38 protein-coding genes are annotated in these 21,862 nt (G+C 61.8%); 32 read left to right on the top strand and 6 right to left on the bottom strand.

Annotation, left to right across the window (positions count from 1 at the left end):
• Positions 1–53: 53 nt before the first annotated feature.
• Entirely contained in the window at positions 54–1,232 is a 1,179-nt protein-coding gene (locus ACTNAU_RS01300; RefSeq protein ID WP_441097289.1) for an SDR family NAD(P)-dependent oxidoreductase, read from the bottom strand.
• Entirely contained in the window at positions 1,229–1,681 is a 453-nt protein-coding gene (locus ACTNAU_RS01295; protein ID WP_441097288.1) for a MarR family winged helix-turn-helix transcriptional regulator, read from the bottom strand. Before ACTNAU_RS01295 ends, ACTNAU_RS01300 begins: the two co-directional genes overlap by 4 nt.
• 276 nt (positions 1,682–1,957) lie before the next feature.
• Between ACTNAU_RS01295 and pepD the strand changes: the two genes are divergently transcribed.
• Complete coding sequence (gene pepD, locus ACTNAU_RS01290; RefSeq protein WP_441097287.1) at positions 1,958–3,409, top strand: beta-Ala-His dipeptidase; 1,452 nt, start codon at positions 1,958–1,960, stop codon at positions 3,407–3,409.
• A gap of 104 nt (positions 3,410–3,513) precedes the next feature.
• Here pepD and ACTNAU_RS01285 read toward each other — a convergent pair whose 3' ends face one another.
• From ACTNAU_RS01285 to ACTNAU_RS01270, 4 genes are read right to left on the bottom strand one after another with little or no spacing between them, the layout of a single operon-like run.
• Positions 3,514–4,038, bottom strand: coding sequence for a hypothetical protein (locus ACTNAU_RS01285; protein ID WP_441097286.1), 525 nt, complete (start codon positions 4,036–4,038; stop codon positions 3,514–3,516).
• Between the two features lie 27 nt (positions 4,039–4,065).
• The gene (locus ACTNAU_RS01280) at positions 4,066–4,836 is read right to left on the bottom strand and encodes a class I SAM-dependent methyltransferase (protein WP_185915778.1); all 771 of its coding nucleotides are present in this window, start codon (positions 4,834–4,836) and stop codon (positions 4,066–4,068) included.
• A 29-nt stretch (positions 4,837–4,865) separates the two neighbouring features.
• The gene (locus tag ACTNAU_RS01275; protein WP_256136018.1) at positions 4,866–5,369 is read right to left on the bottom strand and encodes a shikimate kinase; all 504 of its coding nucleotides are present in this window, start codon (positions 5,367–5,369) and stop codon (positions 4,866–4,868) included.
• Positions 5,359–6,186, bottom strand: a complete 828-nt coding sequence (locus ACTNAU_RS01270) for a shikimate dehydrogenase family protein (protein ID WP_441097285.1) — start codon at positions 6,184–6,186, stop codon at positions 5,359–5,361. Before ACTNAU_RS01270 ends, ACTNAU_RS01275 begins: the two co-directional genes overlap by 11 nt.
• 357 nt (positions 6,187–6,543) lie before the next feature.
• On the opposite strand from ACTNAU_RS01270, the gene acpP reads away from it, so the two are divergent.
• From acpP to rpsK, 31 genes are all read left to right on the top strand, one after another.
• On the top strand, positions 6,544–6,771 hold the full coding sequence (gene acpP / locus ACTNAU_RS01265) for an acyl carrier protein (RefSeq protein ID WP_021659671.1): 228 nt from the start codon (positions 6,544–6,546) through the stop codon (positions 6,769–6,771).
• Between the two features lie 174 nt (positions 6,772–6,945).
• Positions 6,946–8,076, top strand: a complete 1,131-nt coding sequence (locus ACTNAU_RS01260; RefSeq protein WP_441097284.1) for a hypothetical protein — start codon at positions 6,946–6,948, stop codon at positions 8,074–8,076.
• A gap of 435 nt (positions 8,077–8,511) precedes the next feature.
• Positions 8,512–8,823, top strand: a complete 312-nt coding sequence (rpsJ, locus tag ACTNAU_RS01255) for a 30S ribosomal protein S10 (RefSeq protein WP_044992681.1) — start codon at positions 8,512–8,514, stop codon at positions 8,821–8,823.
• A 69-nt stretch (positions 8,824–8,892) separates the two neighbouring features.
• A complete protein-coding gene (gene rplC, locus ACTNAU_RS01250) occupies positions 8,893–9,522 on the top strand; it encodes a 50S ribosomal protein L3 (protein ID WP_021659675.1) in 630 nt (209 codons plus the stop codon).
• 18 nt (positions 9,523–9,540) lie between these two features.
• A complete protein-coding gene (rplD, locus tag ACTNAU_RS01245; RefSeq protein WP_185915774.1) occupies positions 9,541–10,164 on the top strand; it encodes a 50S ribosomal protein L4 in 624 nt (207 codons plus the stop codon).
• The gene (gene rplW / locus ACTNAU_RS01240) at positions 10,164–10,457 is read left to right on the top strand and encodes a 50S ribosomal protein L23 (protein WP_021659677.1); all 294 of its coding nucleotides are present in this window, start codon (positions 10,164–10,166) and stop codon (positions 10,455–10,457) included. Before rplD ends, rplW begins: the two co-directional genes overlap by 1 nt.
• Before the next feature lie 87 nt (positions 10,458–10,544).
• Complete coding sequence (rplB, locus tag ACTNAU_RS01235; protein WP_185915773.1) at positions 10,545–11,378, top strand: 50S ribosomal protein L2; 834 nt, start codon at positions 10,545–10,547, stop codon at positions 11,376–11,378.
• Positions 11,379–11,409: 31 nt separating this feature from the next.
• Positions 11,410–11,688 carry a 30S ribosomal protein S19 gene (rpsS, locus tag ACTNAU_RS01230; RefSeq protein ID WP_021659679.1) on the top strand — a complete coding sequence of 93 codons (279 nt, stop codon included), beginning with the start codon at positions 11,410–11,412 and terminating at the stop codon, positions 11,686–11,688.
• Positions 11,689–11,708: 20 nt separating this feature from the next.
• A complete protein-coding gene (gene rplV / locus ACTNAU_RS01225) occupies positions 11,709–12,044 on the top strand; it encodes a 50S ribosomal protein L22 (protein ID WP_021659680.1) in 336 nt (111 codons plus the stop codon).
• A gap of 20 nt (positions 12,045–12,064) precedes the next feature.
• Positions 12,065–12,733, top strand: coding sequence for a 30S ribosomal protein S3 (gene rpsC / locus ACTNAU_RS01220; protein WP_021659681.1), 669 nt, complete (start codon positions 12,065–12,067; stop codon positions 12,731–12,733).
• Positions 12,733–13,158: a 50S ribosomal protein L16 gene (rplP, locus tag ACTNAU_RS01215; protein ID WP_021659682.1), complete on the top strand. Its 426-nt coding sequence runs from the start codon at positions 12,733–12,735 to the stop codon at positions 13,156–13,158. Before rpsC ends, rplP begins: the two co-directional genes overlap by 1 nt.
• Entirely contained in the window at positions 13,158–13,361 is a 204-nt protein-coding gene (gene rpmC, locus ACTNAU_RS01210; protein ID WP_021659683.1) for a 50S ribosomal protein L29, read from the top strand. The genes rplP and rpmC overlap by 1 nt, the downstream gene beginning before the upstream one ends.
• 21 nt (positions 13,362–13,382) lie before the next feature.
• On the top strand, positions 13,383–13,640 hold the full coding sequence (rpsQ, locus tag ACTNAU_RS01205) for a 30S ribosomal protein S17 (RefSeq protein ID WP_059004310.1): 258 nt from the start codon (positions 13,383–13,385) through the stop codon (positions 13,638–13,640).
• A 40-nt stretch (positions 13,641–13,680) separates the two neighbouring features.
• On the top strand, positions 13,681–14,040 hold the full coding sequence (gene rplN / locus ACTNAU_RS01200) for a 50S ribosomal protein L14 (RefSeq protein WP_021659685.1): 360 nt from the start codon (positions 13,681–13,683) through the stop codon (positions 14,038–14,040).
• 15 nt (positions 14,041–14,055) lie between these two features.
• Positions 14,056–14,370: a 50S ribosomal protein L24 gene (rplX, locus tag ACTNAU_RS01195; protein ID WP_021659686.1), complete on the top strand. Its 315-nt coding sequence runs from the start codon at positions 14,056–14,058 to the stop codon at positions 14,368–14,370.
• A 17-nt stretch (positions 14,371–14,387) separates the two neighbouring features.
• Complete coding sequence (gene rplE, locus ACTNAU_RS01190) at positions 14,388–14,927, top strand: 50S ribosomal protein L5 (RefSeq protein ID WP_185915772.1); 540 nt, start codon at positions 14,388–14,390, stop codon at positions 14,925–14,927.
• A gap of 14 nt (positions 14,928–14,941) precedes the next feature.
• Positions 14,942–15,127 carry a type Z 30S ribosomal protein S14 gene (locus ACTNAU_RS01185; RefSeq protein WP_044992686.1) on the top strand — a complete coding sequence of 62 codons (186 nt, stop codon included), beginning with the start codon at positions 14,942–14,944 and terminating at the stop codon, positions 15,125–15,127.
• 25 nt (positions 15,128–15,152) lie between these two features.
• On the top strand, positions 15,153–15,551 hold the full coding sequence (gene rpsH / locus ACTNAU_RS01180; protein WP_021659689.1) for a 30S ribosomal protein S8: 399 nt from the start codon (positions 15,153–15,155) through the stop codon (positions 15,549–15,551).
• Between the two features lie 15 nt (positions 15,552–15,566).
• The gene (gene rplF, locus ACTNAU_RS01175) at positions 15,567–16,109 is read left to right on the top strand and encodes a 50S ribosomal protein L6 (RefSeq protein WP_021659690.1); all 543 of its coding nucleotides are present in this window, start codon (positions 15,567–15,569) and stop codon (positions 16,107–16,109) included.
• A gap of 20 nt (positions 16,110–16,129) precedes the next feature.
• Positions 16,130–16,489, top strand: coding sequence for a 50S ribosomal protein L18 (rplR, locus tag ACTNAU_RS01170; RefSeq protein ID WP_021659691.1), 360 nt, complete (start codon positions 16,130–16,132; stop codon positions 16,487–16,489).
• Between the two features lie 15 nt (positions 16,490–16,504).
• Positions 16,505–17,005: a 30S ribosomal protein S5 gene (gene rpsE / locus ACTNAU_RS01165; protein ID WP_021659692.1), complete on the top strand. Its 501-nt coding sequence runs from the start codon at positions 16,505–16,507 to the stop codon at positions 17,003–17,005.
• Between the two features lie 15 nt (positions 17,006–17,020).
• Positions 17,021–17,200, top strand: coding sequence for a 50S ribosomal protein L30 (gene rpmD / locus ACTNAU_RS01160; RefSeq protein WP_021659693.1), 180 nt, complete (start codon positions 17,021–17,023; stop codon positions 17,198–17,200).
• Positions 17,201–17,218: 18 nt separating this feature from the next.
• The gene (gene rplO, locus ACTNAU_RS01155; RefSeq protein ID WP_021659694.1) at positions 17,219–17,662 is read left to right on the top strand and encodes a 50S ribosomal protein L15; all 444 of its coding nucleotides are present in this window, start codon (positions 17,219–17,221) and stop codon (positions 17,660–17,662) included.
• Between the two features lies 1 nt (position 17,663).
• Complete coding sequence (gene secY / locus ACTNAU_RS01150) at positions 17,664–18,962, top strand: preprotein translocase subunit SecY (protein WP_185915771.1); 1,299 nt, start codon at positions 17,664–17,666, stop codon at positions 18,960–18,962.
• 25 nt (positions 18,963–18,987) lie between these two features.
• Positions 18,988–19,620, top strand: a complete 633-nt coding sequence (locus ACTNAU_RS01145) for an adenylate kinase (protein ID WP_021659696.1) — start codon at positions 18,988–18,990, stop codon at positions 19,618–19,620.
• Between the two features lie 3 nt (positions 19,621–19,623).
• Positions 19,624–20,370, top strand: coding sequence for a type I methionyl aminopeptidase (map, locus tag ACTNAU_RS01140; protein ID WP_185915770.1), 747 nt, complete (start codon positions 19,624–19,626; stop codon positions 20,368–20,370).
• A gap of 12 nt (positions 20,371–20,382) precedes the next feature.
• On the top strand, positions 20,383–20,649 hold the full coding sequence (locus tag ACTNAU_RS01135) for a KOW domain-containing RNA-binding protein (protein WP_441097283.1): 267 nt from the start codon (positions 20,383–20,385) through the stop codon (positions 20,647–20,649).
• A 12-nt stretch (positions 20,650–20,661) separates the two neighbouring features.
• Positions 20,662–20,880, top strand: a complete 219-nt coding sequence (gene infA, locus ACTNAU_RS01130; RefSeq protein ID WP_021659699.1) for a translation initiation factor IF-1 — start codon at positions 20,662–20,664, stop codon at positions 20,878–20,880.
• A 37-nt stretch (positions 20,881–20,917) separates the two neighbouring features.
• Positions 20,918–21,031 (top strand): 50S ribosomal protein L36, encoded by a 114-nt coding sequence (gene rpmJ / locus ACTNAU_RS01125; RefSeq protein ID WP_073261210.1) that lies wholly within the window; start codon positions 20,918–20,920, stop codon positions 21,029–21,031.
• A 39-nt stretch (positions 21,032–21,070) separates the two neighbouring features.
• Complete coding sequence (gene rpsM, locus ACTNAU_RS01120; RefSeq protein ID WP_021659701.1) at positions 21,071–21,439, top strand: 30S ribosomal protein S13; 369 nt, start codon at positions 21,071–21,073, stop codon at positions 21,437–21,439.
• A gap of 16 nt (positions 21,440–21,455) precedes the next feature.
• Positions 21,456–21,848, top strand: coding sequence for a 30S ribosomal protein S11 (rpsK, locus tag ACTNAU_RS01115; RefSeq protein ID WP_021659702.1), 393 nt, complete (start codon positions 21,456–21,458; stop codon positions 21,846–21,848).
• Positions 21,849–21,862: the final 14 nt, after the last annotated feature.

Below are 21,862 nucleotides of genomic sequence, written 5' to 3'. Positions count from 1 at the left end.
TTGTCTGTGCCGAGATGCTTTTTTGGGGGGACATGGTCTGTCCGCCACCCTTCCTAGGACAGCAGGGCGAGGAGGGCGGCCACCTCCTCCACCCAGCCCTGCACGATGCGGCTGTTTTCCGCCCGGCGAACGGGGTCGCGCTCGTAGCCCTGCAAAAGGGTGTACTGCCGCTCCCAGTAGCCCTGCAGCCGCTGGAGAAACGCCCGCTGGGCGCCCAGGGCGGCCGGCCCCGCCCGCAGCAGCTCCCGCAGGGTTTCGGCCGCCCCGTCGGCGGGCAGCCCCACCGACTTTTTAAAGTCCCGCAGCACCCACTGGCGCTCAAAGACGTTCATCCCCTTCCAGCCCCGATACTGGGCAAAGAAGGTGTCGGCCACCCGCTGTAAGGCCAGGGCGGCCGCCTGCCCGTCCACCGGGGCTTTGGCGGGCGGCTCCGGCGCCCCCTCGGGGGAGAGGCCGCAGTCCCCCAGCACCTGGATGGAGGCGATCTCCTGCCCCCGGTAGCGCTGGGCGAAGAGGGCTGAGAGGGCAAAGCCCCAGCCCGCCGCCTCGGCGCTGAGGAGGTGGCTTTCGTTTTGGCGGTAGAAGGCGGGCAGGCTCATCCCCATCCGCCCGGCCACGATTTCGATGGCCGCCTCGGCGGTGGCGGTGCGCACCAGCCCGGGGCCGATGGTGTAGGCGTGGATGCCGGTCTCCTCCAGCTCCATTGCGAGGGTGGAACCCAGCTCCGCCTGGGCGGTCTTAAAGACCTCGTAGGCCCCCATGTGGGGGGCCGCCCCGGAGGAGGAGACAAAGGCGATCACCCCGCTGTCCCGCTCCCGCATGGCGGGGAGGAAGGCCCGGGTCAATTGCACCGGGGCGAGGAGGTTGACGGCGTAACTTCGGTTCCAGGCGTCGAGGGGCAGTTCCTCCACCGCCCCCATCTGCGCCAGGGTGGCGTTGTGAAAGAGGACGTCGGGGCAGCCGAAACGGGCCGCCACCTCCCCGCAGAGGACCTCCACATCCCCCTTGTCGGCCAGATCGACGGGCAGAAAGACGCCGCTGCCCGGCCGCCGGTCGCACAGCCGCCGCTGGGCGGCAAGGCCCCGCTCCCGGTCGCACTCGGCGAGGAGGACGGTGGCCCCCATCTCGACAAAGGCCAGGCCGGCCTCGACGCCGATCCCCCCGCCGCCCCCGGTGAGGAGGACGACCTTCCCCGCCATCTGGCCGGCAAACCGCTCGCCGCCCCGCATCATCTCGCCCCCTCCTGGCGGGGGAGCATGTAGGAGGCGACCTTTTGCAGCAGCGCCGCCAACTGCCGCTGCTCCTCCGGGGCGAGGCCGCCGAGGATCCGCTCCCCCATCCCCCGCTGGTAGTCCAGGTAGCTGCGCAGAAAGGCCTGCCCCCGCTCCCCCAGTTCCAGTTGAAAGGAGCGCCGGTCCCGGGGGCTGATGACCCGGCGGAGGTAGCCCTGCCCCTCGAGCCGGTTGAGGGCGCTGGTGAGGGTGCTCTTGGGGACGTGGAGGGCCGCCAGGTAGTCCCGCAGCAGCAGGTGGGGGGCCGCGCCGGCCATCAGCAGCAGGCGCATTTCGAGGGGGGAGCGGCCCATCAGCTCGGGGTAGCGGGCCACCTCTTCGGGGGTGGAGCTGTACATGAGCACCTCGTGCCAGAGCTGCGCCACCTGGAGGGGATCGGGGTTTGCCATATTTATAACCTTCTTTCGTATTATACGATAATCGTATAAATAGAGTGTAAGGCAGGCCGCCCTCCCTGTCAAGGGGAAATTGCCCGTGGGGGAAAAAGGGGCAAAGTAGACAGATGCGGCGGCGGGGCGGGGCGAAATTTCTCCCGGCGATTTGCCGCTTTCCACTGGAAAAATGGCGGGGGAAAGAGTATACTGTTGGCAAATGCCATCGGACAGGCCGGGCGGTCTTCCCCCCGGCGCGGTGGCGCAATTTCAGAGAGAAAGAGGCGAATCCCCATGGAGTATGTGACCAAAGGATACGAGCCGGCCGACGCGCTGCGCTATTTTGAAGAGCTTTCTGCCATTCCCCGGGGCAGCCGCAACGAAAAAGCTGCCGCCGAGTTTGTGATGCAATTTGCCAAGGATCTGGGTCTCTGGTGCCGGATGGACGACGCCTACAACGTGGTGGTGAAGAAGCCCGCCTCCCCCGGCTGCGAGGGGCTGCCCACCGTCATGCTGCAGGGCCACCTGGACATGGTCTGCGAGAAAAACCAGGCCACCGAACACGACTTTGAAAAAGACCCCCTGAAGCTGCAGGTAAAAGACGGCATCCTCCGCGCCTCGGGCACCACCTTGGGGGCCGACAACGGGGTGGCGGTGGCCTACATGATGGCCGCCCTCGCCCGGGACGACTACCGCCACCCGGCGCTGGAGTGCGTCTTCACCTCGATGGAGGAGATCGGCCTGCTGGGGGCCATTGCCCTGGACTGCTCCGACTTGGAGGCCAAGTACCTGCTGAACATGGACTGCGGCCCCGAGGGGACGATGATCGTCTCCTCCGCCGGCGGGCTGCTCATCGACTTTGAGAAGTCGGCCGAGCTGGTGCCCTTTGCCGGAGAGGCCGTCTCCCTGGCGGTGCGGGGGCTGCTGGGCGGCCACTCGGCCATGATGATCGACCAGGAGATGGGCAACTCCATCAAGCTGATGGGGCGGGTGCTGCACAACATCAAAAAGGCGATGCCGGTGAACCTGGTGAGCCTCTCGGGCGGCTCGAAGATGAACGCCATCCCCCGGGAGTCCGACGCCCTGATCGCCGTGCCCGCCGGCAGGGCCGACGAGGCCATTGCCATCGCCCAGCGGGTGGCGGCGGAGATCTCCTCCGAGCTGGCGGCCAGCGACCCCGGCTTTGCGCTGCAGGCAGCCGCCGCCGAGCCCGCCGCCCAGATGATGGACAGCGCCTCCAGCGACGAGCTGATCCGCTTTGTCTACCTGCTCCCCAACGCCGTCTACACCATGAGCATGGAGATCCCCGGCCTGGTGGTCACCTCCGGCAACCTGGGGGTGGCGGTGAGCGAGGGGAACACCGTGAAGATGACCGAGTTCATCCGCTCCAGCGACCCCACCGTCCGCGACCACATGGCCGACGAGATGGCGACCCTGGCCGAGATGTGCCGGGTGAAGGCCGACATCAACGAGCCCATGGCCGGCTGGAAGTACGAGGCCAACTCCCCCCTGCGGGAACTCTGCATGAAGATCTATAAGGAGCAGACCGGCGAGGAGATGGAGATGAAGGCCGTTCACGGCGGCCTGGAGTGCGGCATTTTGAAGGACAAACTGCCCGCGCTGGACATCATCGCCTTCGGCCCTACCGCCGACGGGGCCCACACCCCCGACGAGTGCCTGGACCTGGCCTCCTTCCAGCGGACCTTTGAGATGGTGATGGCCGTGTTGGAAGCCCTAGCCAAGTAGCCCTTCCCCCGACTGATCGAACAAAAAAAGAGAGCAGCCCGACCAGCGGCAGATCGGTCGGGCTGCTCTTTTGTGTTGGGAGGGGGCGCCTGATGTTCGCCCCTTTACAGGAGCTCGTTTCCCGCGGCGTCGAAAAACTGGTATCGCGACGGCAGCGTCTCGCTGTACAGGATGTAGGGGTACTCCCCCTCCCCGATGGAAAAGAGGCGGGTCCCCTCCCCGTCGGAGAGGCGGACCGCGGTGCAGCGCGGGTCGTTGATCAAAAGGGCGAGCCCCCGCTTCCACTGCAGGGCGACAATGTCCCTGCCGCCGCGGGGGAGGGGGCGGTAGGTCTGCACAAAGACATACTCCTCCTCCCCGACCACGGTGCACTCCATGGGCAGGTAGCTGTGCGCCTGGTACTCGTTGCCCGAGATGAACCAGAGGAGGGCGTCATCCCCCTGCGCGCACTGCCCGGCGTACCGGATCTCGGTGTGTTCCGCATCGGCAATGGGGATTTCCGCCCGCGCCTTTTCAACCAGCGCGTCGGTCCCTTTGAGGGTCTTTTGGCAACCGGCGAGGGAGAGGGAAGAGACGAGGGCCAGGAGACGGACGGGGGAGAAAAAGGCGGCGGACAGGTGCTTGCTCATCGGCGGCACTCCCTTCTCTGCGGCCCCTTAGAGGGCTTTGCAGAAGGTCAGACAGTAGAGGCTGCCCCGGCGGACGTCGGCCAGGGCCACATCGGTGACGTTGGGGGGAAGGAGGTCCACCGGGGGGACGATCTCCTCCCGCCCCCGGAAGGGGGTGCCGAAGAAGGGCAGGCGCTGGTAGCGGCGGGCCACCCGCTCGGTCTCGTCGGCGATGAGGAGGGGGGCGCCGGGCCGGGCGACCCGCACCATCTCCCGGATGGCGGCCTCCCGGTCGGAGAAGAGGTTGATGCCCCCCACGTGAAAGACCGCGTCGAAGCTCTCGTCCCGAAAGGGGAGGGCCTCGGCGTTCGCCTGGCAGAGGTGAAGGGGGAGCCGGCGCCTCCGCTTTTGCAGAAAGCACTGTTCGAGCTGCCCCGCCGACAGGTCGATGCCGTAGTAGTCGGCCTCCGGGGGAAGGCAGCGGATGTTGGCCCCGGTGCCCACCGAAACCTCCAGCACCCGGTCGCCGGGGCGGATGTGCAGGTATTGCAGGTAGTCGTTTCGGGCCTTCCGCTCGCCGCCGTAGAGGCTGTAATAGAGCTTCTGCCCCCCCTCGTAAAAGGGGGCGAACCGATCGTAAAAGCGGGTGCTGGCGGCATCGGGGCCGACGGCATCCTCCGCCCCGCAGAAGTGGAGGATGCCCCGGCTGTCGGCGGGGTAGAGCCGGCCGGTGCGGGGGTTTTCAAAGCCGCGGCGGGCGCGGTTGAAGGAGAGGGGGTCCCCCGTCTCGGGGTCCTGCCAGATGGAAAAGTCGATCACGTCTTGAAGTGCCTCCTCTCTCGGCTGTCCTAGCGGTGGCGGCGGCGCTGCTTGAGGATCTCCTGCACCACCATGAAGGGGGAGTGGGCCGCGTTTACCTGCAGGTCGCAGCAGGCCTGGTAGATGGGGTAGCGGCTCTCAAAGAGGGCCCGTACCTCGGCCTCGCTCTTGTCTTGCACCAGGGGGCGGGAGGAGGCGCGGATGCGCTGGTAGCAGGTCTCAAAATCGCAGTCCAGAAAGACGGTGGTGAAGTGGCGGCTGAGCACCTCCCGGTTGCGGGGGAAGAGGGCCAGCCCCCCGCCACAGGAGAGGACCCCCCGCCGCCCGGCGGCCTGTTTTAGGTAGGCGTGTTCCAGCTCCCGAAAACCGGCCTCCCCCTGCTGGGCGAAGATCTCGGGGATGGTCCGGCGCTCCCCCTGGGCGATGGCGGCGTCCAGGTCCCAGAAGGGGCACTGCAGCCGCTTGGCCAGCTCCCGCCCCACGGTGGTCTTGCCGCAGCCCATAAAGCCCACCAGGGCGTAGTTATCCCGCATGGTTCGTCCCCTCCAGCGATCGGATCAGCTCGTCGGTCAGGTTGCCGTCCACCGGCCGACCCAGCCAGATTTCCTGGGCGGCGGCGGCCTGGAGCACCAGCATCCCCATCCCCCCCAGGGCAGGGACGCCCAGGGCGCGGGCGGCCTGCAGCAGCCGGGTCTCGGCGGGGTTGTAGATGGCGTCAAAGACAAAGCCGCAGCGGGCGATGACCGACTCGTCCACCGGGCAGCCCTCCACCTGGGGCCACATCCCCACCGGGGTGGCGTTGAGCAGGGCGTCGTATGGCCCCTCGATCTGTCCCAGGGGGACAAACCGCACCGCCGCCCCCGCCAGCTCCTGGCGCAGGGAGACGGCGTTTTCGCTGCCGGGGTCGCGCACCGCCACCGTCAGGGAGCGGCAGCGCCGCAGGGCCTCTTTGGCCATCATTCGCGCCGCGCCGCCGGCCCCCAGCAGCAGCACGTCGCCGGAGAGGGCCTCGATCCGCGCCCCCAGGGAGCGGAGGAAGCCGGTCACGTCTGTGTTGTGCCCGGTGCGGGCGGCGCAGTCGACGGTGTTGACCGCGCCGTAGTCGGCCGCCTCGGGGGAGAGGGCCTCCAGGTAGGGGAGGACCGCCCGCTTGTAGGGGATGGTGACGTTGAGGCCGTCGTACTCGACCAGCAGCCGGGGAAAGGTGTCGGCAAACACCTCCCGGGGGATCTCGATGAGGTCGTAGCGGGCCTCTGCGCCCAGCGCAGCGAAGAGACGGCTGTGGATCTGGCCGGAGAGGGAGTGGCCCAGCTTCTCCCCGATCAGGCCGAAGGTCTTGCCCTGTTTCATAAGCTCCTCCCAATGTCAGTCGTGTGCGGCGGGGGTCGGGCGGGCAGCGGGGGGACCCAGTGCCCCCTGACCGCCGTCTCGACACAATGGCCGCATTGCGGCCATTATACCACAAATTGAGCGGCGAGGAGGGCGGGGAAAGGTGAAATTTTTTTGAATTCTGGGCCAAAGGGGACGGCCCGGGGAGTTGTCGGCCGGCGGGGTGGAGAAAAGCAATGATTTTTCATCCTTTTTCCAAATACCCATTGACAGCCGCTGCCAAAACGTGTATACAAGTATGTAGGCAATCGCCACCCGCTTTGGCGGCGATGTTTTGCAATCTTGCAGACTGGTATTTTCTTATAGGAGGAAAATGATATGGTATTCGAGAAAGTCAAAGAGATCCTGTGCGATCAGCTGGACGTGGAGGAAGAGAAGGTCACCATGGAGGCCAACATCATGGAGGATTTGGAGGCTGACTCCCTGGACGTGGTCGACCTGGTGATGAGCCTGGAAGAGGAATTTGACATCGAGATCCCCGACGAAGAGGTGGAGAACATCAAGGAAGTCGGCGACATCGTGAAATACATCGAGTCCCACATCTAAGGACTCGCCAGAAACAGGGGGGGCGCCTGCCGCGGGGATGCGGCGGGCGCCCCCCTGCTTTTTTCAAGCGGCGGGCTGCCCCCGATTTGACGGCAGGGCCGCGGCACACTATAATGGGGACAGCGAAAAAGGGCAGCCGGACCGCGGGGCCCGGCAGAGAAGGGGGCGAGGGAGATGGCAATGGTGCGAACCGGCAAAAAGAGGGCGCTCTGGCAGCGGGCCCTCTCCCTTCTCATGGCCCTCTCCCTCTCTCTCTGCCTCCCCGCTCCGGCCCGGGCGGCGGACAAAGTGCAGGTCACCCCCTACACCTCCCCCGTCAACGGCGGGCGGGACTACCTGGTGGTGTTGGGGAGCGACAACACCCTCGCGGTCTCCTCCGGCTGTCCGGAGGAGCTGGCCGCCGCCCTCAAACGACAGAAAAATGTCACCCAGTTCGACCAGTTCCGCGACCGGGTGGGCCTCCTCTACGCCGACGGCTCGGTGGCCCTTTTCACCCCTGGCGGGGAGACCGCCTTCACCCCCCGGGGAAGGGTGGAGCAGATCGCCGTGGGGGGCACCTTTGTGGCGGCCCTCCTCAAGGACGGGACGGTGCAGCTGCTGCAGGTGAGCGAGGGGCTCTACGAGGACCAGCTCCTGCGGGCGGAGCAGTGGCAGGGGGTGGAGACCCTCTCGGCTGGGCGGGGCCACCTGCTGGCGGTCACCGGCGGCGGCAAGGTGCTGGCGGCCGGAGCCAACGAGTTCGGCCAGCGCAGCATCAGCGGGGAGACGGGGGTGGTGGCTGTCTCGGCGGCCTACAACCACTCCATCGCCCTGCGCAGAGACGGCACCCTGGTCAGCGCCGGGGACAACACCTTCGGCCAGTGCGAGGTGGGCTCCCTGCGCCAGATCATCTACGTGGCCACCGGGATGAAGAACACGGTGGCGGTGGACAGCGCCGGGAACGTCCACCTGCTGGGGGAGGAGTCCGCCGGGATGGAGGCCGCCGCCGGCTGGGAGAAAACGACCTTCTTATATATAGGAAGCAACTTTCTCTGCGGGATCGGGGCCGAGGGCGAGGTGCGGGGCGCCGGCGAGCAGGGACAGGCCATCGCCGCGGAGCTGAGCGGGGCCCGGGCCAGCTATCGCTATGTGGGCGAGTTCATCCGCCGGGCCAAGCGGGATCGGCAGCGGGTGCTGGCCGGCGGGGTGCAGCCGGGGGGCTTTTGGCGCACGGTGATGAAGGCCTGGCACATCCTGGCCCTCTTTGGCCTGTTTTGGGCGGTGGTCTTCATCGACATCCGCTGGAAGCGCCGCCACGGCGGCTGAGGGGCGCCAAAGAGGACACGCCGGACGAAGGTTGGAGAAAATTCTCCAACCGGGGCAAAAGGAAGGGTGAAAAATCTCTTTTTTGCCCAAAAAACTTTGAAAAAAGCCTTGCAATGGGCCCGGCGCTGGTGTATTATAATAAAGCGTGACTGCACAAGATATGCGTTGAAGCGGGAGGTTGCCACACATCCGTGTGGGTTTTTCCGTGGAGTATGTCCGATTTTAAACCGGGCGACAGTAAATACTGAACACAGCGAGAAGGGGACAGCTATGCCCATTCCCCGTCGCTGAAAGGGCGTTTCATGCCCATTCCCGGATATGCTTGCACACGTCAAGTGTATTCGTTTTTTTATGGCCCAACATGAAACACCCGGGTCAGTGTTTAGTTTTTGAAACCGCCCCAAAAACATGTATTCTAATAGGAGGCGATTTAAAGTGGCAGTCAAGGAGAAAATTCGCATCAGACTCAAGGGGTACGATCACAATTTGGTCGACAAATCGGCGGAGAAGATCATCGAGACCGCAAAGCGCACCGGCGCTCGGGTCTCCGGTCCCATCCCCCTGCCCACCAAAAAAGAGGTCGTGACCATCCTGCGGGCCGTCCACAAGTACAAGGACAGCCGCGAGCAGTTTGAGCGGAGGACCCACAAGCGGCTCATCGACATCCTGCGGCCTTCCAACAAGACCGTCGACAGCCTGATGAACCTGCAGCTCCCTGCTGGTGTGGACATCGAGATCAAGCTGTAAGCGCGATTTCCTGCCCAGCAAGCAGGTCATGTCGGCGCAAGCCGACCAATAACCGAAGGAGGGAAAAACATGAACAAAGCGATTCTCGGAAAAAAAGTTGGCATGACACAGCTTTTCGACGAAGCGGGAAAGGTCATCCCGGTGACTGTTGTCGAGGCGGGCCCCTGTGTGGTCGTGCAGAAGAAGACCGCCGAAAACGACGGCTACTGCGCCCTGCAGATCGGGTTTGGCGACGCCTCTGTCAAGAGCACGAACAAGCCGATGAAGGGCCATTTTGACAAAACTGACGTGGCTCCCAAAAAGCACCTGAGAGAGTTTGCCCTGGAGGGCAGCGATCTGGAGGTCGGCGCCATCATCAAGGCCGACGTCTTCCAGGTGGGCGACCACGTAGACGTAAAGGGGACAAGCAAGGGCAAAGGGTACGCCGGCACCATCAAGCGCTACGGCCACCACCGCCTGAAGGAGTCCCACGGCTCCGGCCCTGTGGTCCGCCACGCCGGTTCCAACGGTTCCACCTCCACCCCCTCGCGGGTGTTCAAGGGCAAAAAGCTGCCCGGGCACATGGGCGCCGAGACGGTCACTGTGCAGAACCTGGAGATTGTCAAGATCGATACAGAGAATAACCTCATTGCGCTCAAAGGTGCGATCCCCGGCCCCCGCGGCGGCCTGGTCGCCATCACCGACAGCGTCAAAGCCTAGTGGAAGGAGGAGAAGCACATGCCTAAAGTCAAAGTTTTGAATATGGCCGGCAAAGAGGTCTCCGAGATCACTCTGAGCGACGCCGTATTTGGTATTACCCCCAACGAAGCGGTCATGCACGCGGCTGTGGTCAACTACCTGGCCAATCAGCGCCAGGGCACCCACTCCACCCTGACTCGCACCGAGGTCAGCGGCGGCGGCCGCAAGCCCTGGAGACAGAAGGGCACCGGCCGGGCCCGCCAGGGCTCTACCCGGGCTCCCCAGTGGACCCACGGCGGCATCGTCTTTGGGCCCAAGCCCCGCGACTACAGCTACTCCCTGAACAAGAAGGTCAAGAGACTGGCCCTCAAGTCCGCCCTGTCGGCCAAGGCCGCCAGCGAGAGCGTCGTGGTCGTTGACAAGATCGAGCTGGAGGGCTTTAAGACCAAGGCCGTCAGCGAGATGCTGGGCGCTCTGGGCGCCGGCAAGAAGGCCATGATCGTCATGCCCGAGAAGTGCGACAAGCTCGTCAAGAGCGCCGCCAACATCCCCGGCGTGAAGACCGCCCTCATCAACACCCTGAATACCTACGACATCCTGAACTGCGATACCTTCATCATCGCGCAGGACGCCGTCTCCAAACTCGAGGAGGTGTACGCATAATGCGCCTGGCACAGGACATCGTCATCAAACCCGTCATCACCGAGGCCAGCATGGCCAATATGCAGCTGAAGAAATACACCTTCAAAGTTGCCAAAGACGCCGAGAAGGTGGAGATCGCCAGAGCGGTGGAAGAGCTCTTCGGCGTGAAGGTTGCGAAGGTCAACACCATCAGCGTGCGCGGCCGCGAAAAGAGAATGGGCCGCAACTCCGGTTACACCCCTTCCTGGAAAAAGGCCATCGTCACCCTGGCCGAGGATTCCAAGGGGATCGAGTTCTTCGACAACATGATGTAACCGCCCGCCCGGCCCGCCGAGGCCGGGGGCAACGTATGGGAGGGCAACCCCCTTCCGCTAAGCCTGATAATAGGAGAGTGAAACCCAATGGCGATTAAGAAATACAAACCGACTACGCCGGGCCGCCGCGGAATGACCGTCACCGATTATTCCGAGCTGTCCAAAGTAGAGCCGGAGAAGAGCCTGCTGGCCCCTCTGAAAAACCATTCGGGCCGCAACAGCTACGGCCGCATCACCGTCCGCCACCGCGGCGGGAAGCAGAGAAGAAAGTACCGCATCATCGACTTTAAGCGCAACAACTTCGGCGTGGAGGGGACCGTCAAGACCCTGGAGTACGACCCCAACCGCTCCGCCCACATCGCCCTTGTCGAGTTTGTCGACGGCGACAAGCGCTACATTCTGGCCCCGGTCGGTCTGAAAGTCGGCGACAAGGTGATCGCCGGCCCCGACGCCGACATCAAGCCGGGCAATGCTCTGCCCCTGCAGAACATCCCCGACGGCACCGTCATCCACAACATCGAGCTCTACCCCGGCAAGGGCGCCCAGCTGGTGCGCTCCGCCGGCAACTCCGCCCAGCTGATGGCCAAAGAGGGCAAATACGCCCTGATCCGCCTCCCCTCCGGAGAGCTGCGCAACGTGCCCGCCAGCTGCATGGCCACCATCGGCCAGGTCGGCAACGTGGATCACGAGAACGTGAACCTGGGCAAGGCCGGCCGCAAGCGCCACATGGGCATCCGCCCCGCTGTCCGCGGCTCGGTCATGAACCCCTGCGACCACCCCCACGGCGGCGGCGAGGGCAAATCCCCCATCGGCCGTCCTTCTCCTGTGACTCCTTGGGGCAAACCCACCATGGGCCACAAGACCCGCAAGAAGCACAAGCAGTCCGACAAGTTCATCGTCAAGCGCGCCAACTCCAAGTAGGCGTCTGTAATCGAAAGGAGGCAAATAGAAAATGGGCAGAAGCGTTAAAAAAGGACCTTTCGTACAGGCTTCCCTGCTGAAGAAGGTTTTGGCCATGAACGAGGCCGGCGAGAAGAAAGTCCTGAAGACCTGGAGCAGATCCTCCACCATCTTCCCTGATTTCGTTGGACATACCTTCGCCGTCTACGACGGCCGCAAGCACGTACCGGTCTATGTGACTGAGGACATGGTTGGGCACAAACTCGGTGAGTTTGCCCCCACCCGGACCTACAAAGGCCACGCCGGTTCCAAAACATCCAACAGAGGTTAAGGTCGAAAGGAGGATTCCAAATGGAAGCAAGAGCTTATCTTCGCCATTTGCGCATTGCGCCGAGAAAAGTGCAGATCGTTTTGGACCTGATTCGGAACCAGCCCGCCGACAAGGCGATGGCCATTCTGAAGCACACCCCGAAGTCTGCCAGCGAGCCCTTACAAAAGCTCCTCAAATCGGCCATGGCTAACGCTGAGAACAACCACAACATGGACAAAAACAGCCTCTACGTCGCAGAGTGCTTCGTTTGTCCTGGCCCCACGCTCAAGCGCATTCGCCCGAGAGCACAGGGCAGAGCATTCCACGTCCTGAAGAGGACCTCGCACGTGACGATGGTTCTCAAGGAAAAGGAATAAGCTGAAAGAGGAGGTAAACTATGGGCCAGAAAGTAAATCCCCACGGTCTTCGGGTGGGCATTATCAAAGACTGGGACTCCCGCTGGTTTGCTAAGGATAACGCTTTCGGCGATATCCTGGTAGAGGACTACAAACTCCGTAAATTCATCAAAAAAGAGATTTACGGCGCCGGCGTCCCCCGCATCGAGATCGAGAGAACTGCCAACAAGATCCGCATCCACATCCACTGCGCCAAGCCGGGCATGGTCATCGGCAAGGGCGGCAGCGAGATCGACAAGCTGCGCAAGAACATCGAGAAATTCATCGGCAAACCGGTGAACATCAATATCGTTGAGGTCAAGCAGCCCGACGTCAACGCCCAGCTGGTGGCCGAGAGTGTCGCCAAACAGCTGGAGAAGCGCACCTCGTTCCGCCGGGCCATGAAGATGGCCATCGGCCGGGCCATGCGCCTGGGCGCCAAGGGCATCAAGATCCAGGTCTCCGGCCGTCTGGGCGGCGCGGACATCGCCCGCACCGAGCAGTACCACGAGGGGACCATCCCCCTGCAGACCCTGCGCGCCGACATCGACTACGGCTTTGCCGAGGCGGACACCACCTACGGCAAGATTGGCGTCAAGACCTGGATTTACAGAGGCGAAGTGCTGCACGACGCCAAGAGAACCACCCGGAGGGAAGGAGGCAAACGGTAATGCTTTTGCCAAAGAGAGTCAAGTATCGCCGCGTGCACAGAGGTCGTCTGACCGGTAAAGCGTACCGCGGAAACAAGGTGACCTACGGCGAGTATGGCCTGGTTGCCCTGGAGCCCGCCTGGATCACTGCCAACCAGATCGAGGCCGCTCGTATCGCCATGACCCGTTACACCAAGCGCGGTGGTCAGGTCTGGATCAAGATTTTCCCCGACAAGCCCATCACCGAGAAACCCGCCGAGACCCGCATGGGCTCCGGTAAAGGGTCCCCCGAGTACTGGGCTGCCGTCGTGAAACCCGGCCGGGTCATGTTTGAGATCGCCGGTGTTTCCGAGGAGATCGCCCGCGAGGCCCTTCGCCTTGCCAGCCACAAACTGCCCATCAAGTGCAAGTTTGTCAAAAAAGAAGAATTGGAGGGTGAAGAGTAATGAAAGCGTCTGAGATCCGTGAGATGAGCGCCGACGAACTGAACGCGAAGTTGATTGACCTCAAAGCCGAGCTCTTCAACCTGCGCTTCCAGCACGCTGTGAACCAGCTTGAGAATCCCATGCGGATCAAGGCTGTGAAAAAGGACATCGCCCGCGTCAACACCCTGCTGCGCGAGCGGGAACTGAAAGACAGCGCGAACTAACGAGAAAGGGAGGCAAGAGCTGTGAGCGAAAGAAACCTGAGAAAATCGAGGGTCGGCAAGGTCGTCAGCGACAAGATGGATAAGACCATCGTCGTCGCCATCGAGGACAATGTCCAGCACCCCCTGTACAAAAAGATCATCAAGCGCACCAGCAAGTTCAAGGCCCACGACGAGAAGAACGAGTGCGGCATTGGCGACACTGTTGAGATTATGGAAACACGCCCCCTCTCGAAGGACAAACGGTGGAGGCTCGTCAGAATCATCAACAAGGCGAAATAGAACCTGTTAAAACCGAAAGGAGGAACGCACTGTGGTACAGATGCAAACTTACCTCAAGGTGGCCGACAACACCGGCGCCAAAGAGATTATGTGTATCCGCGTGCTGGGCGGTTCCCGCAGAAGATATGCCAACATCGGCGATGTGATCGTCGCTTCTGTGAAGAAGGCCGCCCCCGGCAGCGCCGTGAAAAAAGGCGACGTTGTCAAAGCTGTGATTGTTCGTTCTGCCAAGGGTGTTCGCCGCGAGGACGGCACCTACATCCGGTTCGATGAGAACGCGGCAGTTCTGATAAAGGAAGACCAGAACCCCAGAGGCACCCGTATTTTTGGGCCCGTGGCCAGAGAGCTGCGCGAGAAGAACTACCTGAAAATACTCAGCCTCGCACCCGAAGTTCTGTAAGGAGGAGGAAATCTCATGGAAAAATTGCATGTCAAGACCGGCGATACCGTGGTGATCCTCTCCGGCAAGGACAAGGGCAAGCAGGGCAAAGTCCTGCAGGTCAGCCCCAAAGAGGGCAAAGTCATCGTGGAAGGCTGCAACATGGTCACCAAGCACGTCAAACCCCGCCAGATGGGCGAGGCCGGCGGCATTGTGAAGGCCGAGGGCGCCCTGTACGCCAGCAAGGTGATGCTGGTCTGCCCCAAGTGCGGCAAGCCCACCCGGCTGGCCCACAAGGTGCTGGAAGACGGCAAAATGCGGCTGTGCAAACACTGCGGCGAGACTTTCTAGAGTAAGGAGGAAACAACATGGCTAGAATTAAAGACCTTTACGAAAAAGAAGTCGCGCCGGCTCTGATGAACAAATTCTCCTACAAGAGCGTCATGCAGATCCCCAAGCTGGACAAAGTCGTCATCAACGTGGGCTGCGGGGAAGCGCGCGACAACCCGAAGGTCATCGACTCCATCATCAGCGATTTGATGCAGATCACCGGCCAGCGGCCCATCGTCTGCAAGGCCAAGAAATCGGTGGCCAACTTCAAACTGCGCGAGGGGATGAACATCGGCGTGAAGGTGACCCTGCGGGGCGACCGGATGTACGAGTTCGTCGACCGCCTCTTCAATGTGGCGCTGCCCCGCGTGCGCGACTTCCGCGGAATCAACCCCAACTCCTTTGACGGCCACGGCAACTACTCCCTGGGCATCACCGAGCAGCTGATTTTCCCGGAGATCGACTACGACAAGATCGACGCGATCCGCGGCATGGACATTGCGTTCGTGACCACTGCGAAGACCGATGAGGAGGCCCGCGAGCTGTTGAGCGCACTGGGCGCTCCCTATGCGAAGTAAAGGAGGAATCTGTTGTGGCAAAGAAATCGATGATCAATAAACAGCAAGGGCCCCAGAAGTATTCCAGCAGAGAATACAACCGGTGCAAGATCTGCGGCAGACCTCATTCATATCTTCGCAAATTCGGCATCTGCCGCATCTGCTTCCGGGAGCTGGCCTACAAAGGCGAGATCCCCGGTGTGAAGAAGGCCAGCTGGTAAAAAACAGCCAAAGGAGGTTCACGGTATGCAAATCACCGACGCGATTGCAGATTTCCTGACCCGGATCCGGAACGCGAACTCTGCAAAACACGACACGGTCGACATCCCCGCTTCCAACATCAAAAAGGCCATGGCCCAGATTTTGGTGGACGAGGGATATATCAAGAAATTCACCGTCATCGATGACAACAAGCAGGGGGTCATCCGCATCACCCTGAAGTACGGTGAGAACAAATCGCAAGTCATCACAGGGCTGCGCAGAGTCTCGAAACCCGGCCTGCGCATCTACGCCAACTGCGAGGAGATGCCGAAGGTCATGGGTGGCCTGGGCATTGCCATCGTCTCCACTTCCAAGGGCATCATGACCGACAAGGCCGCCCGGAAGGCAAACGTGGGCGGCGAAGTCCTGGCATTTGTCTGGTAAGGGGGTGCAGTAGAGATGTCTCGTATTGGTAGAAAACCCATCGCAGTCCCCGCCGGCGTGGAGGTCAAGATCGAGGGCAACACCGTGACGGTGAAGGGCCCCAAGGGCACCCTGACCAAGTCCTTCCACCCCGACATGAAGATTGCCATGGAGAACGGTGAGATCACCGTGACCCGCCCCTCTGACAACAAGGAGCACCGCTCCCTCCACGGCCTGACCCGCACGCTGGTCAGCAACATGGTCGTGGGCGTCACCGAGGGCTTCCAGAAAGAGCTGGAAATCAACGGCGTCGGTTACCGCGCCGCCAAACAGGGCACCAGTGCCAACCTGACCCTGGGCTTTTCCCACCCGGTCATCATCGAGGAGACCGAGGACATCAAGATCGACGTCCCCGCCCCCAACAAGATCGTGATCTCCGGCCCCGACAAGCAGAAGGTCGGCCAGTTCGCCGCCGAAGTGCGGGAGAAACGCCCGCCCGAGCCCTACAAAGGCAAAGGCATCAAGTATGTGGACGAAGTGATCATCCGCAAAGAGGGCAAGGCCGGTAAGGGCAAATAGAGGAAAGGAGTGACCAAATAATGGTGAAGAAGCCAGACAGCAACAAAGCTCGGCTTAGAAGACATCGCCGGGTGCGCGGCCAGATTGCCGGCACTCCCGAGCGTCCCCGCCTGAATGTGTTTCGCTCCGCAAAGCACATTTACGCGCAGATCATTGACGACAAGAACGGCGTGACGTTAGCCGCTGCCTCTTCCATGGACAAGGACTTCGAGGGCCAGGGTGGCAACAGAGAAGCCGCACAGAAGGTCGGCGCTGCCATCGCTAAGAAGGCCATCGAAAAGGGCATCACCGAAGTGGTGTTCGACCGCGGTGGTTACATCTACCACGGCCGCGTCCAGGCGCTGGCCGAAGGTGCCCGCGAGGGCGGCCTGAAATTTTAGTGAGGGGGTATACTTTTGGCTAAAATCGACGCAACAGCTCTTGATTTGCAGGAGAAAGTTGTTTCCATCAACCGCGTGTCCAAGACCGTAAAGGGCGGCCGGATCTTCAAGTTCTCCGCTCTGGTCGTCGTGGGCGACGGCAAAGGTTCCGTCGGCTACGGGCTGGGCAAAGCTTCTGAGGTTCCCGACGCCATCCGCAAGGGCATCGAAGAGGCCAAGAAAAACATGATCAAGGTCTCCCTGTACGGCACCACCATCCCCCACGAGGTCGTGGGCGAGTTCGGCGCCGGCAGAGTGCTGCTCAAGCCCGCTGGAAAAGGTACCGGCGTTATCGCCGGCGGCGCTGTCCGCGCAGTCGTGGAAGCGGCTGGCATCAAAGACATCCGCACCAAATGCCTGCGCTCGAACAACCCGTGCAACGTGGTGACCGCCACCATCAACGGGCTGAAGTCCCTGCGGGATGCCAAGCAGGTCGCCGCCATCCGCGGCAAGAGCGTCCGGGAAGTATTGGATTAAGGAGGGTCACGCTCCATGGCTGATTACAGAATCAAGTTGATCAAAGGCTTCCAGGGCCGGAAAGACGACCAGATTGCCACCGCTCACTCGCTGGGCCTGCGCAAGATCGGCGACGTCACCATCCAGCCCGACAACGAGGCCACCAAGGGAAAAATCGCCAAGATCGCACATCTGATCGAGGTTACCGAAGCGTAAAAAGGAGGTGCAAGCAAAATGAAACTGCATGAACTGTCTCCGGCTCCCGGCAGCACCAAAGAGCCCAAGCGCAAGGGCAGAGGCGCCGGTTCCGGCAACGGCAAGACCGCAGGCAAGGGCCACAAGGGCCAGAAGGCCCGCTCCGGCGGCGGTGTCCGCCCCGGGTTTGAAGGCGGCCAGATGCCCCTGCAGCGCCGACTGCCCAAGCGCGGCTTCCACAACCACTTCGCCACCGTTTACGCCAACGTGAACGTTGCCGACCTGGAAAAGAAGTTTGAAGACGGCGCGGTCGTCGACACCGAAGCCATCCTGGCTGCCGGCCTGGTCAAGAAAGAACTGGACGGCATCAAGGTCCTGGGCGACGGCGAACTCACCAAGAAACTGACCGTGAAAGCGGCCAAATTCTCCTCCTCCGCGAAGGAAAAAATTGAAAAGGCAGGCGGGAAGGCTGAGGTGATGTAAGGTGTTTGAAACCTTTAAGAATGCGTGGAAGATCGCGGATTTAAGGAAGAAAATCCTTTACACCATCATGATCATCGCCGTGGTCCGTCTGGGCTCTGTGGCTCTGCCCGTGCCCTTCCTGGACCCCTCCTCCCTGCAGTCGATGGTCAGCCAGACCGGCAGCATGCTGGGCTACATCGACATCCTGACCGGCGGCGCCTTTGCCAACGCCACCATCTTTGCCCTCTCCATCACCCCCTACATCAACGCCTCCATCATCATCAACCTGCTCACCGTGGCGATCCCGCCGCTGGAGCGGTTGTCCAAGGAGGGGGAAGAGGGGAGACGCAAGCTCAACAGGATCACCCGCTACACTGCCCTGGGGTTGGCGGTGGCCCTCTCTGTGGCCTACTACTTCCTCCTCAAGCGGCAGGGCGCTCTGCTCTACACCGGCGGCTTCGCCGGCATCTTCTCGGCCATCGTCATCATCACCGCCTTTACGGCTGGCGCCATGCTGATCATCTGGCTGGGTGAGCAGATCGACAAAAAGGGCATCGGCAACGGCATCTCCCTCATCATCTTCGCCGGCATCGTCTCCCGCGGCAAGCAGCTGGTCTCCGCCATCATCGCCTACTTCAAGCTGGCGGCACAGGGCGAGTGGAAGTTCTACATCTACATCCCCCTGATCCTGGTGCTGGCCGTCGTCATCATCGGCTTTGTGGTCATGATGACCGAGGCGGAGCGGAGGGTCCCCGTCCAGTACGCCAAGCGCGTGGTCGGGCGGAAGATGTACGGCGGGCAGAGCTCGTTCATCCCCATCAAGGTGAACATGTCTGGCGTGCTGCCCATCATCTTCGCCAGCTCGATCATCTCGATCCCTGGCACCATCAAGGCGTTTTTCGACACCGACGCCTCCACCTGGTGGGGCAAGTTCCTGTCGATCTTCGACTACAACTCCCTGGCGTATGCCATCATCTATTTCTTGCTCATCATGGCATTTAACTACTTCTACGTGGCGGTCCAGTACAATCCCCTCGAGATCGCCAACAATCTCAGAAAGAACAACGGCACCATCCCCGGCATTCGCGCGGGCAAACCGACTGTGGATTTCATCACCCGGATCCTGTCCAAGGTGACCCTCATCGGCGCCCTCTTCCTGGCGGTCATCGCTGTCTGCCCCATTGGCATCAGCGCGGCCACCGGAATGAACATCGCCCTGGGCGGCACCTCGATCCTCATCGTGGTGGGCGTTTCGCTGGAAGTGGTCCGGTCGCTGGAGGCGCAGATGATGATGCGCCATCACAAGGGCTTTTTAGAGTAAACGGGCAAGAGTAGAGGAGGCAGCTATGAATCTCATCTTTTTGGGCGCTCCCGGCGCGGGCAAAGGCACCCAGGCCGAAAAGGTCTGTGACCTGCTGAAGATCCCCGCCATCAGCACCGGCAACATCCTCCGCGAGGCTGTGAAGAACGGCACCGAGATGGGCCAGAAGGCCAAGTCCTACATGGACGCGGGCAACCTGGTCCCCGACGACGTGATCATCGGCATCGTGAAGGAGCGGCTCGCACAGAGCGATTGTGAAAACGGATTCGTTCTAGACGGCGTCCCCCGCACAGTGGCGCAGGCCGAGGCCCTGGACGAGGCGGGCGTGAGAATCGACCGGGTGGTCAACATCCAGGTCGAGGATGACGCCATCGTCCGGCGGATGTCCGGCCGGCGCGTCTGCAGCGACTGCGGCGCGTCCTACCACACCGACTACAAGCCGTCCAAAATCGACGGCGTCTGTGACAAGTGTGGCGGAAAATTGGTGATCCGGAAGGATGACCAGGAAAGCATCGTGAAGGACCGCCTGCAGGTCTATCACGATTTGACCGAGCCCCTCATCGCCTACTACGAGAAGAAGGGTGTTTTGAAAACAGTCATCGGTCAGGAGCGCGTAGAGGATACCAGCGAGCTGGTCCGCCGCGCCCTGGGGGTCTAGGGAATGATCATTCTCAAGAACTCCCGGGAACTCACCGCCATGCAGAAGGCCTGCCGCCTCTCGGCGCAGGTGCTGAAGCTGGCCGGCGAGATGGTCGAACCCGGTGTGAGCACCGGTGAAATCGACCGGGCGGTGAAGAAATTCATCCTCTCCCACGGGGCCAAGCCGTCCTTTTTGGGGTACGGCGGGTTCCCCGGCAGCGCTTGCATCTCGATCAACGACCAAGTCATTCACGGCATTCCCGGCGGGCGGGTCATCCAGGCGGGCGACATCGTCAGCGTGGATGTGGGGGCCTTCATTGGGGGCTTTCACGGCGACAACGCCGCCACCTTTGCCGCGGGGGAGGTCTCCCCAGAGGCCCAGCGCCTGATGGACGCCACCCGGCGTTCGCTGGAACTGGGCATCGAGGCCGCCGTGCCGGGCAACCGGATCGGCGACATCGGCTTTGCGGTGCAGTCGTATATCGAGAGTCAGGGCTTTTCGGTGGTGCGGGAATTTGTGGGTCACGGCGTCGGCCGGGACCTGCACGAGGAACCGGAGGTGCCCAACTACGGCCGTCCGGGCCACGGGGCCCGGCTGGTTCCCGGCATGACCATCGCCATCGAGCCCATGGTCAACCAGAAGGGCTATCAGGTGGAAGTTCTGGGGGACGGATGGACCACCGTCACCAAAGACGGCGGGCTGTCTGCCCACTTTGAAAACACGATTGCGATCACCGAGAGCGGTCCGGTGATTCTGACCCGCCCTTAGGAGGTGCACCAGATGGTGACGATCCGAGAGGGAAGTGTGGTCAAGAGCATTGCCGGCCGCGACAAAGAGCGGTACTACGTGGTCGTGTCCCCTGCGAACGGATACGTTTTTATAGCCGACGGAAAAGTGCGAAAGCTCGAACACCCAAAGAAGAAGAATATACGACACGTCTGGCCGACAGAGGAGGTCATCCCCCTCGGCCCGGAGACGACCAACCGGCAGATCCGGACCATTTTGTCCGGGTACAACGATGGAACATCCATCTGTCACGAAGATTAGGGAGGTATTCGCTTGTCCAAGGAAGACGTCATTGAAGTCGAAGGCATTGTCGTGGACGCACTGCCCAACGCCACCTTTCAGGTGGAACTGGAAAACGGGCATAAGATACTGGCTCACATCTCCGGAAAGCTGCGGATGAACTTTATCCGCATCCTGCCTGGGGACAAGGTGACGGTGGAGATGTCTCCGTACGACCTCACCAAAGGGCGCATTACCTGGCGCTCGAAATAAGCAACCGAAACGTCTAGGGTACTAGGAGGTAATAATCGTGAAAGTAAGACCTTCCGTAAAACCCATTTGCGAGAAATGCAAAGTCATTAAACGCAAGGGCCGCGTAATGGTAATCTGCAAGAACCCGAAGCACAAACAGCGTCAGGGCTAAGTGCTTGGCATACCGAGATAATGGAGGTGCAACGAACACATGGCGCGTATAGCTGGTGTTGACTTGCCGAAAGAGAAGCGAGTCGAAATTGGTCTGACCTATATCTACGGCATCGGCCGTAAATCCGCAGAGAAGATTCTCGCCGCCACGGGCATCAGCCCGGACACCCGTGTCAAGGACTTGACCGAGGACGACGAGATCAAGCTGCGCGAATACATCGACAAGAACTTTGACGTGGAGGGCGATCTGCGCCGCGACGTGGCGCTCAACGTCAAGAGACTGGTGGAGATCGGCTGCTACCGCGGCGTCCGCCACAGAAAAGGGCTGCCCTGCAGAGGGCAGAGAACCAAGACGAACGCCCGGACCTGCAAGGGCCCCAAGAAGACGATCGCCAACAAGAAGAAATAAGGGAGGGGTGTAACAGATGGCACAGAAGAAACCCGTCATTCGCAAGCGCCGTGAGCGCAAGAACATCGAGCGCGGCGCTGCACATATCCAGTCCACCTTCAACAACACCATTATCACCATCACCGACGTTCAGGGCAACGCGATCTCCTGGGCTTCCGCCGGCGGACTGGGCTTTAAGGGCTCTCGTAAGTCCACCCCCTTCGCCGCGCAGATGGCCGCTGAAACCGCTGCCAAAGCCGCTATGGAGCATGGCCTGAAGACCGTTGAGGTCTTCGTCAAAGGCCCCGGCTCCGGCCGTGAAGCCGCGATCCGGGCCCTGCAGTCCGCCGGGCTGGAGGTCAACATGATCAAAGACGTGACCCCCATCCCCCACAACGGCTGCCGCCCGCCCAAACGCCGTCGGGTCTAATCAAACATCAGGAG

This window comes from Bittarella sp. HCP28S3_D9, assembly GCF_052065655.1.
In the GTDB taxonomy this organism is placed as follows: domain Bacteria; phylum Bacillota; class Clostridia; order Oscillospirales; family Ruminococcaceae; genus Bittarella; species Bittarella massiliensis.
The sequence above is the reverse complement of the archived record's forward strand: the minus strand, read 5'-3'. Positions and strand labels throughout refer to the sequence as shown.

Bases quoted from the DNA above. Each gene is read 5' to 3' on its own strand.
- ACTNAU_RS01300 (WP_441097289.1), bottom strand. From the start codon at position 1,232: ATGATGCGGGGCGGCGAGCGGTTTGCCGGCCAGATGGCGGGGAAGGTC.
- ACTNAU_RS01295 (WP_441097288.1), bottom strand. From the start codon at position 1,681: ATGGCAAACCCCGATCCCCTCCAGGTGGCGCAGCTCTGGCACGAGGTG.
- pepD (WP_441097287.1), top strand. From the start codon at position 1,958: ATGGAGTATGTGACCAAAGGATACGAGCCGGCCGACGCGCTGCGCTAT.
- ACTNAU_RS01285 (WP_441097286.1), bottom strand. From the start codon at position 4,038: ATGAGCAAGCACCTGTCCGCCGCCTTTTTCTCCCCCGTCCGTCTCCTG.
- ACTNAU_RS01275 (WP_256136018.1), bottom strand. From the start codon at position 5,369: ATGCGGGATAACTACGCCCTGGTGGGCTTTATGGGCTGCGGCAAGACC.
- ACTNAU_RS01270 (WP_441097285.1), bottom strand. From the start codon at position 6,186: ATGAAACAGGGCAAGACCTTCGGCCTGATCGGGGAGAAGCTGGGCCAC.
- acpP (WP_021659671.1), top strand. From the start codon at position 6,544: ATGGTATTCGAGAAAGTCAAAGAGATCCTGTGCGATCAGCTGGACGTG.
- ACTNAU_RS01260 (WP_441097284.1), top strand. From the start codon at position 6,946: ATGGCAATGGTGCGAACCGGCAAAAAGAGGGCGCTCTGGCAGCGGGCC.
- rplC (WP_021659675.1), top strand. From the start codon at position 8,893: ATGAACAAAGCGATTCTCGGAAAAAAAGTTGGCATGACACAGCTTTTC.
- rplD (WP_185915774.1), top strand. From the start codon at position 9,541: ATGCCTAAAGTCAAAGTTTTGAATATGGCCGGCAAAGAGGTCTCCGAG.
- rplW (WP_021659677.1), top strand. From the start codon at position 10,164: ATGCGCCTGGCACAGGACATCGTCATCAAACCCGTCATCACCGAGGCC.
- rplB (WP_185915773.1), top strand. From the start codon at position 10,545: ATGGCGATTAAGAAATACAAACCGACTACGCCGGGCCGCCGCGGAATG.
- rpsS (WP_021659679.1), top strand. From the start codon at position 11,410: ATGGGCAGAAGCGTTAAAAAAGGACCTTTCGTACAGGCTTCCCTGCTG.
- rplV (WP_021659680.1), top strand. From the start codon at position 11,709: ATGGAAGCAAGAGCTTATCTTCGCCATTTGCGCATTGCGCCGAGAAAA.
- rpsC (WP_021659681.1), top strand. From the start codon at position 12,065: ATGGGCCAGAAAGTAAATCCCCACGGTCTTCGGGTGGGCATTATCAAA.
- rplP (WP_021659682.1), top strand. From the start codon at position 12,733: ATGCTTTTGCCAAAGAGAGTCAAGTATCGCCGCGTGCACAGAGGTCGT.
- rpmC (WP_021659683.1), top strand. From the start codon at position 13,158: ATGAAAGCGTCTGAGATCCGTGAGATGAGCGCCGACGAACTGAACGCG.
- rplN (WP_021659685.1), top strand. From the start codon at position 13,681: ATGCAAACTTACCTCAAGGTGGCCGACAACACCGGCGCCAAAGAGATT.
- rplX (WP_021659686.1), top strand. From the start codon at position 14,056: ATGGAAAAATTGCATGTCAAGACCGGCGATACCGTGGTGATCCTCTCC.
- rplE (WP_185915772.1), top strand. From the start codon at position 14,388: ATGGCTAGAATTAAAGACCTTTACGAAAAAGAAGTCGCGCCGGCTCTG.
- rpsH (WP_021659689.1), top strand. From the start codon at position 15,153: ATGCAAATCACCGACGCGATTGCAGATTTCCTGACCCGGATCCGGAAC.
- rplF (WP_021659690.1), top strand. From the start codon at position 15,567: ATGTCTCGTATTGGTAGAAAACCCATCGCAGTCCCCGCCGGCGTGGAG.
- rplR (WP_021659691.1), top strand. From the start codon at position 16,130: ATGGTGAAGAAGCCAGACAGCAACAAAGCTCGGCTTAGAAGACATCGC.
- rpmD (WP_021659693.1), top strand. From the start codon at position 17,021: ATGGCTGATTACAGAATCAAGTTGATCAAAGGCTTCCAGGGCCGGAAA.
- rplO (WP_021659694.1), top strand. From the start codon at position 17,219: ATGAAACTGCATGAACTGTCTCCGGCTCCCGGCAGCACCAAAGAGCCC.
- ACTNAU_RS01145 (WP_021659696.1), top strand. From the start codon at position 18,988: ATGAATCTCATCTTTTTGGGCGCTCCCGGCGCGGGCAAAGGCACCCAG.
- map (WP_185915770.1), top strand. From the start codon at position 19,624: ATGATCATTCTCAAGAACTCCCGGGAACTCACCGCCATGCAGAAGGCC.
- ACTNAU_RS01135 (WP_441097283.1), top strand. From the start codon at position 20,383: ATGGTGACGATCCGAGAGGGAAGTGTGGTCAAGAGCATTGCCGGCCGC.
- rpsM (WP_021659701.1), top strand. From the start codon at position 21,071: ATGGCGCGTATAGCTGGTGTTGACTTGCCGAAAGAGAAGCGAGTCGAA.
- rpsK (WP_021659702.1), top strand. From the start codon at position 21,456: ATGGCACAGAAGAAACCCGTCATTCGCAAGCGCCGTGAGCGCAAGAAC.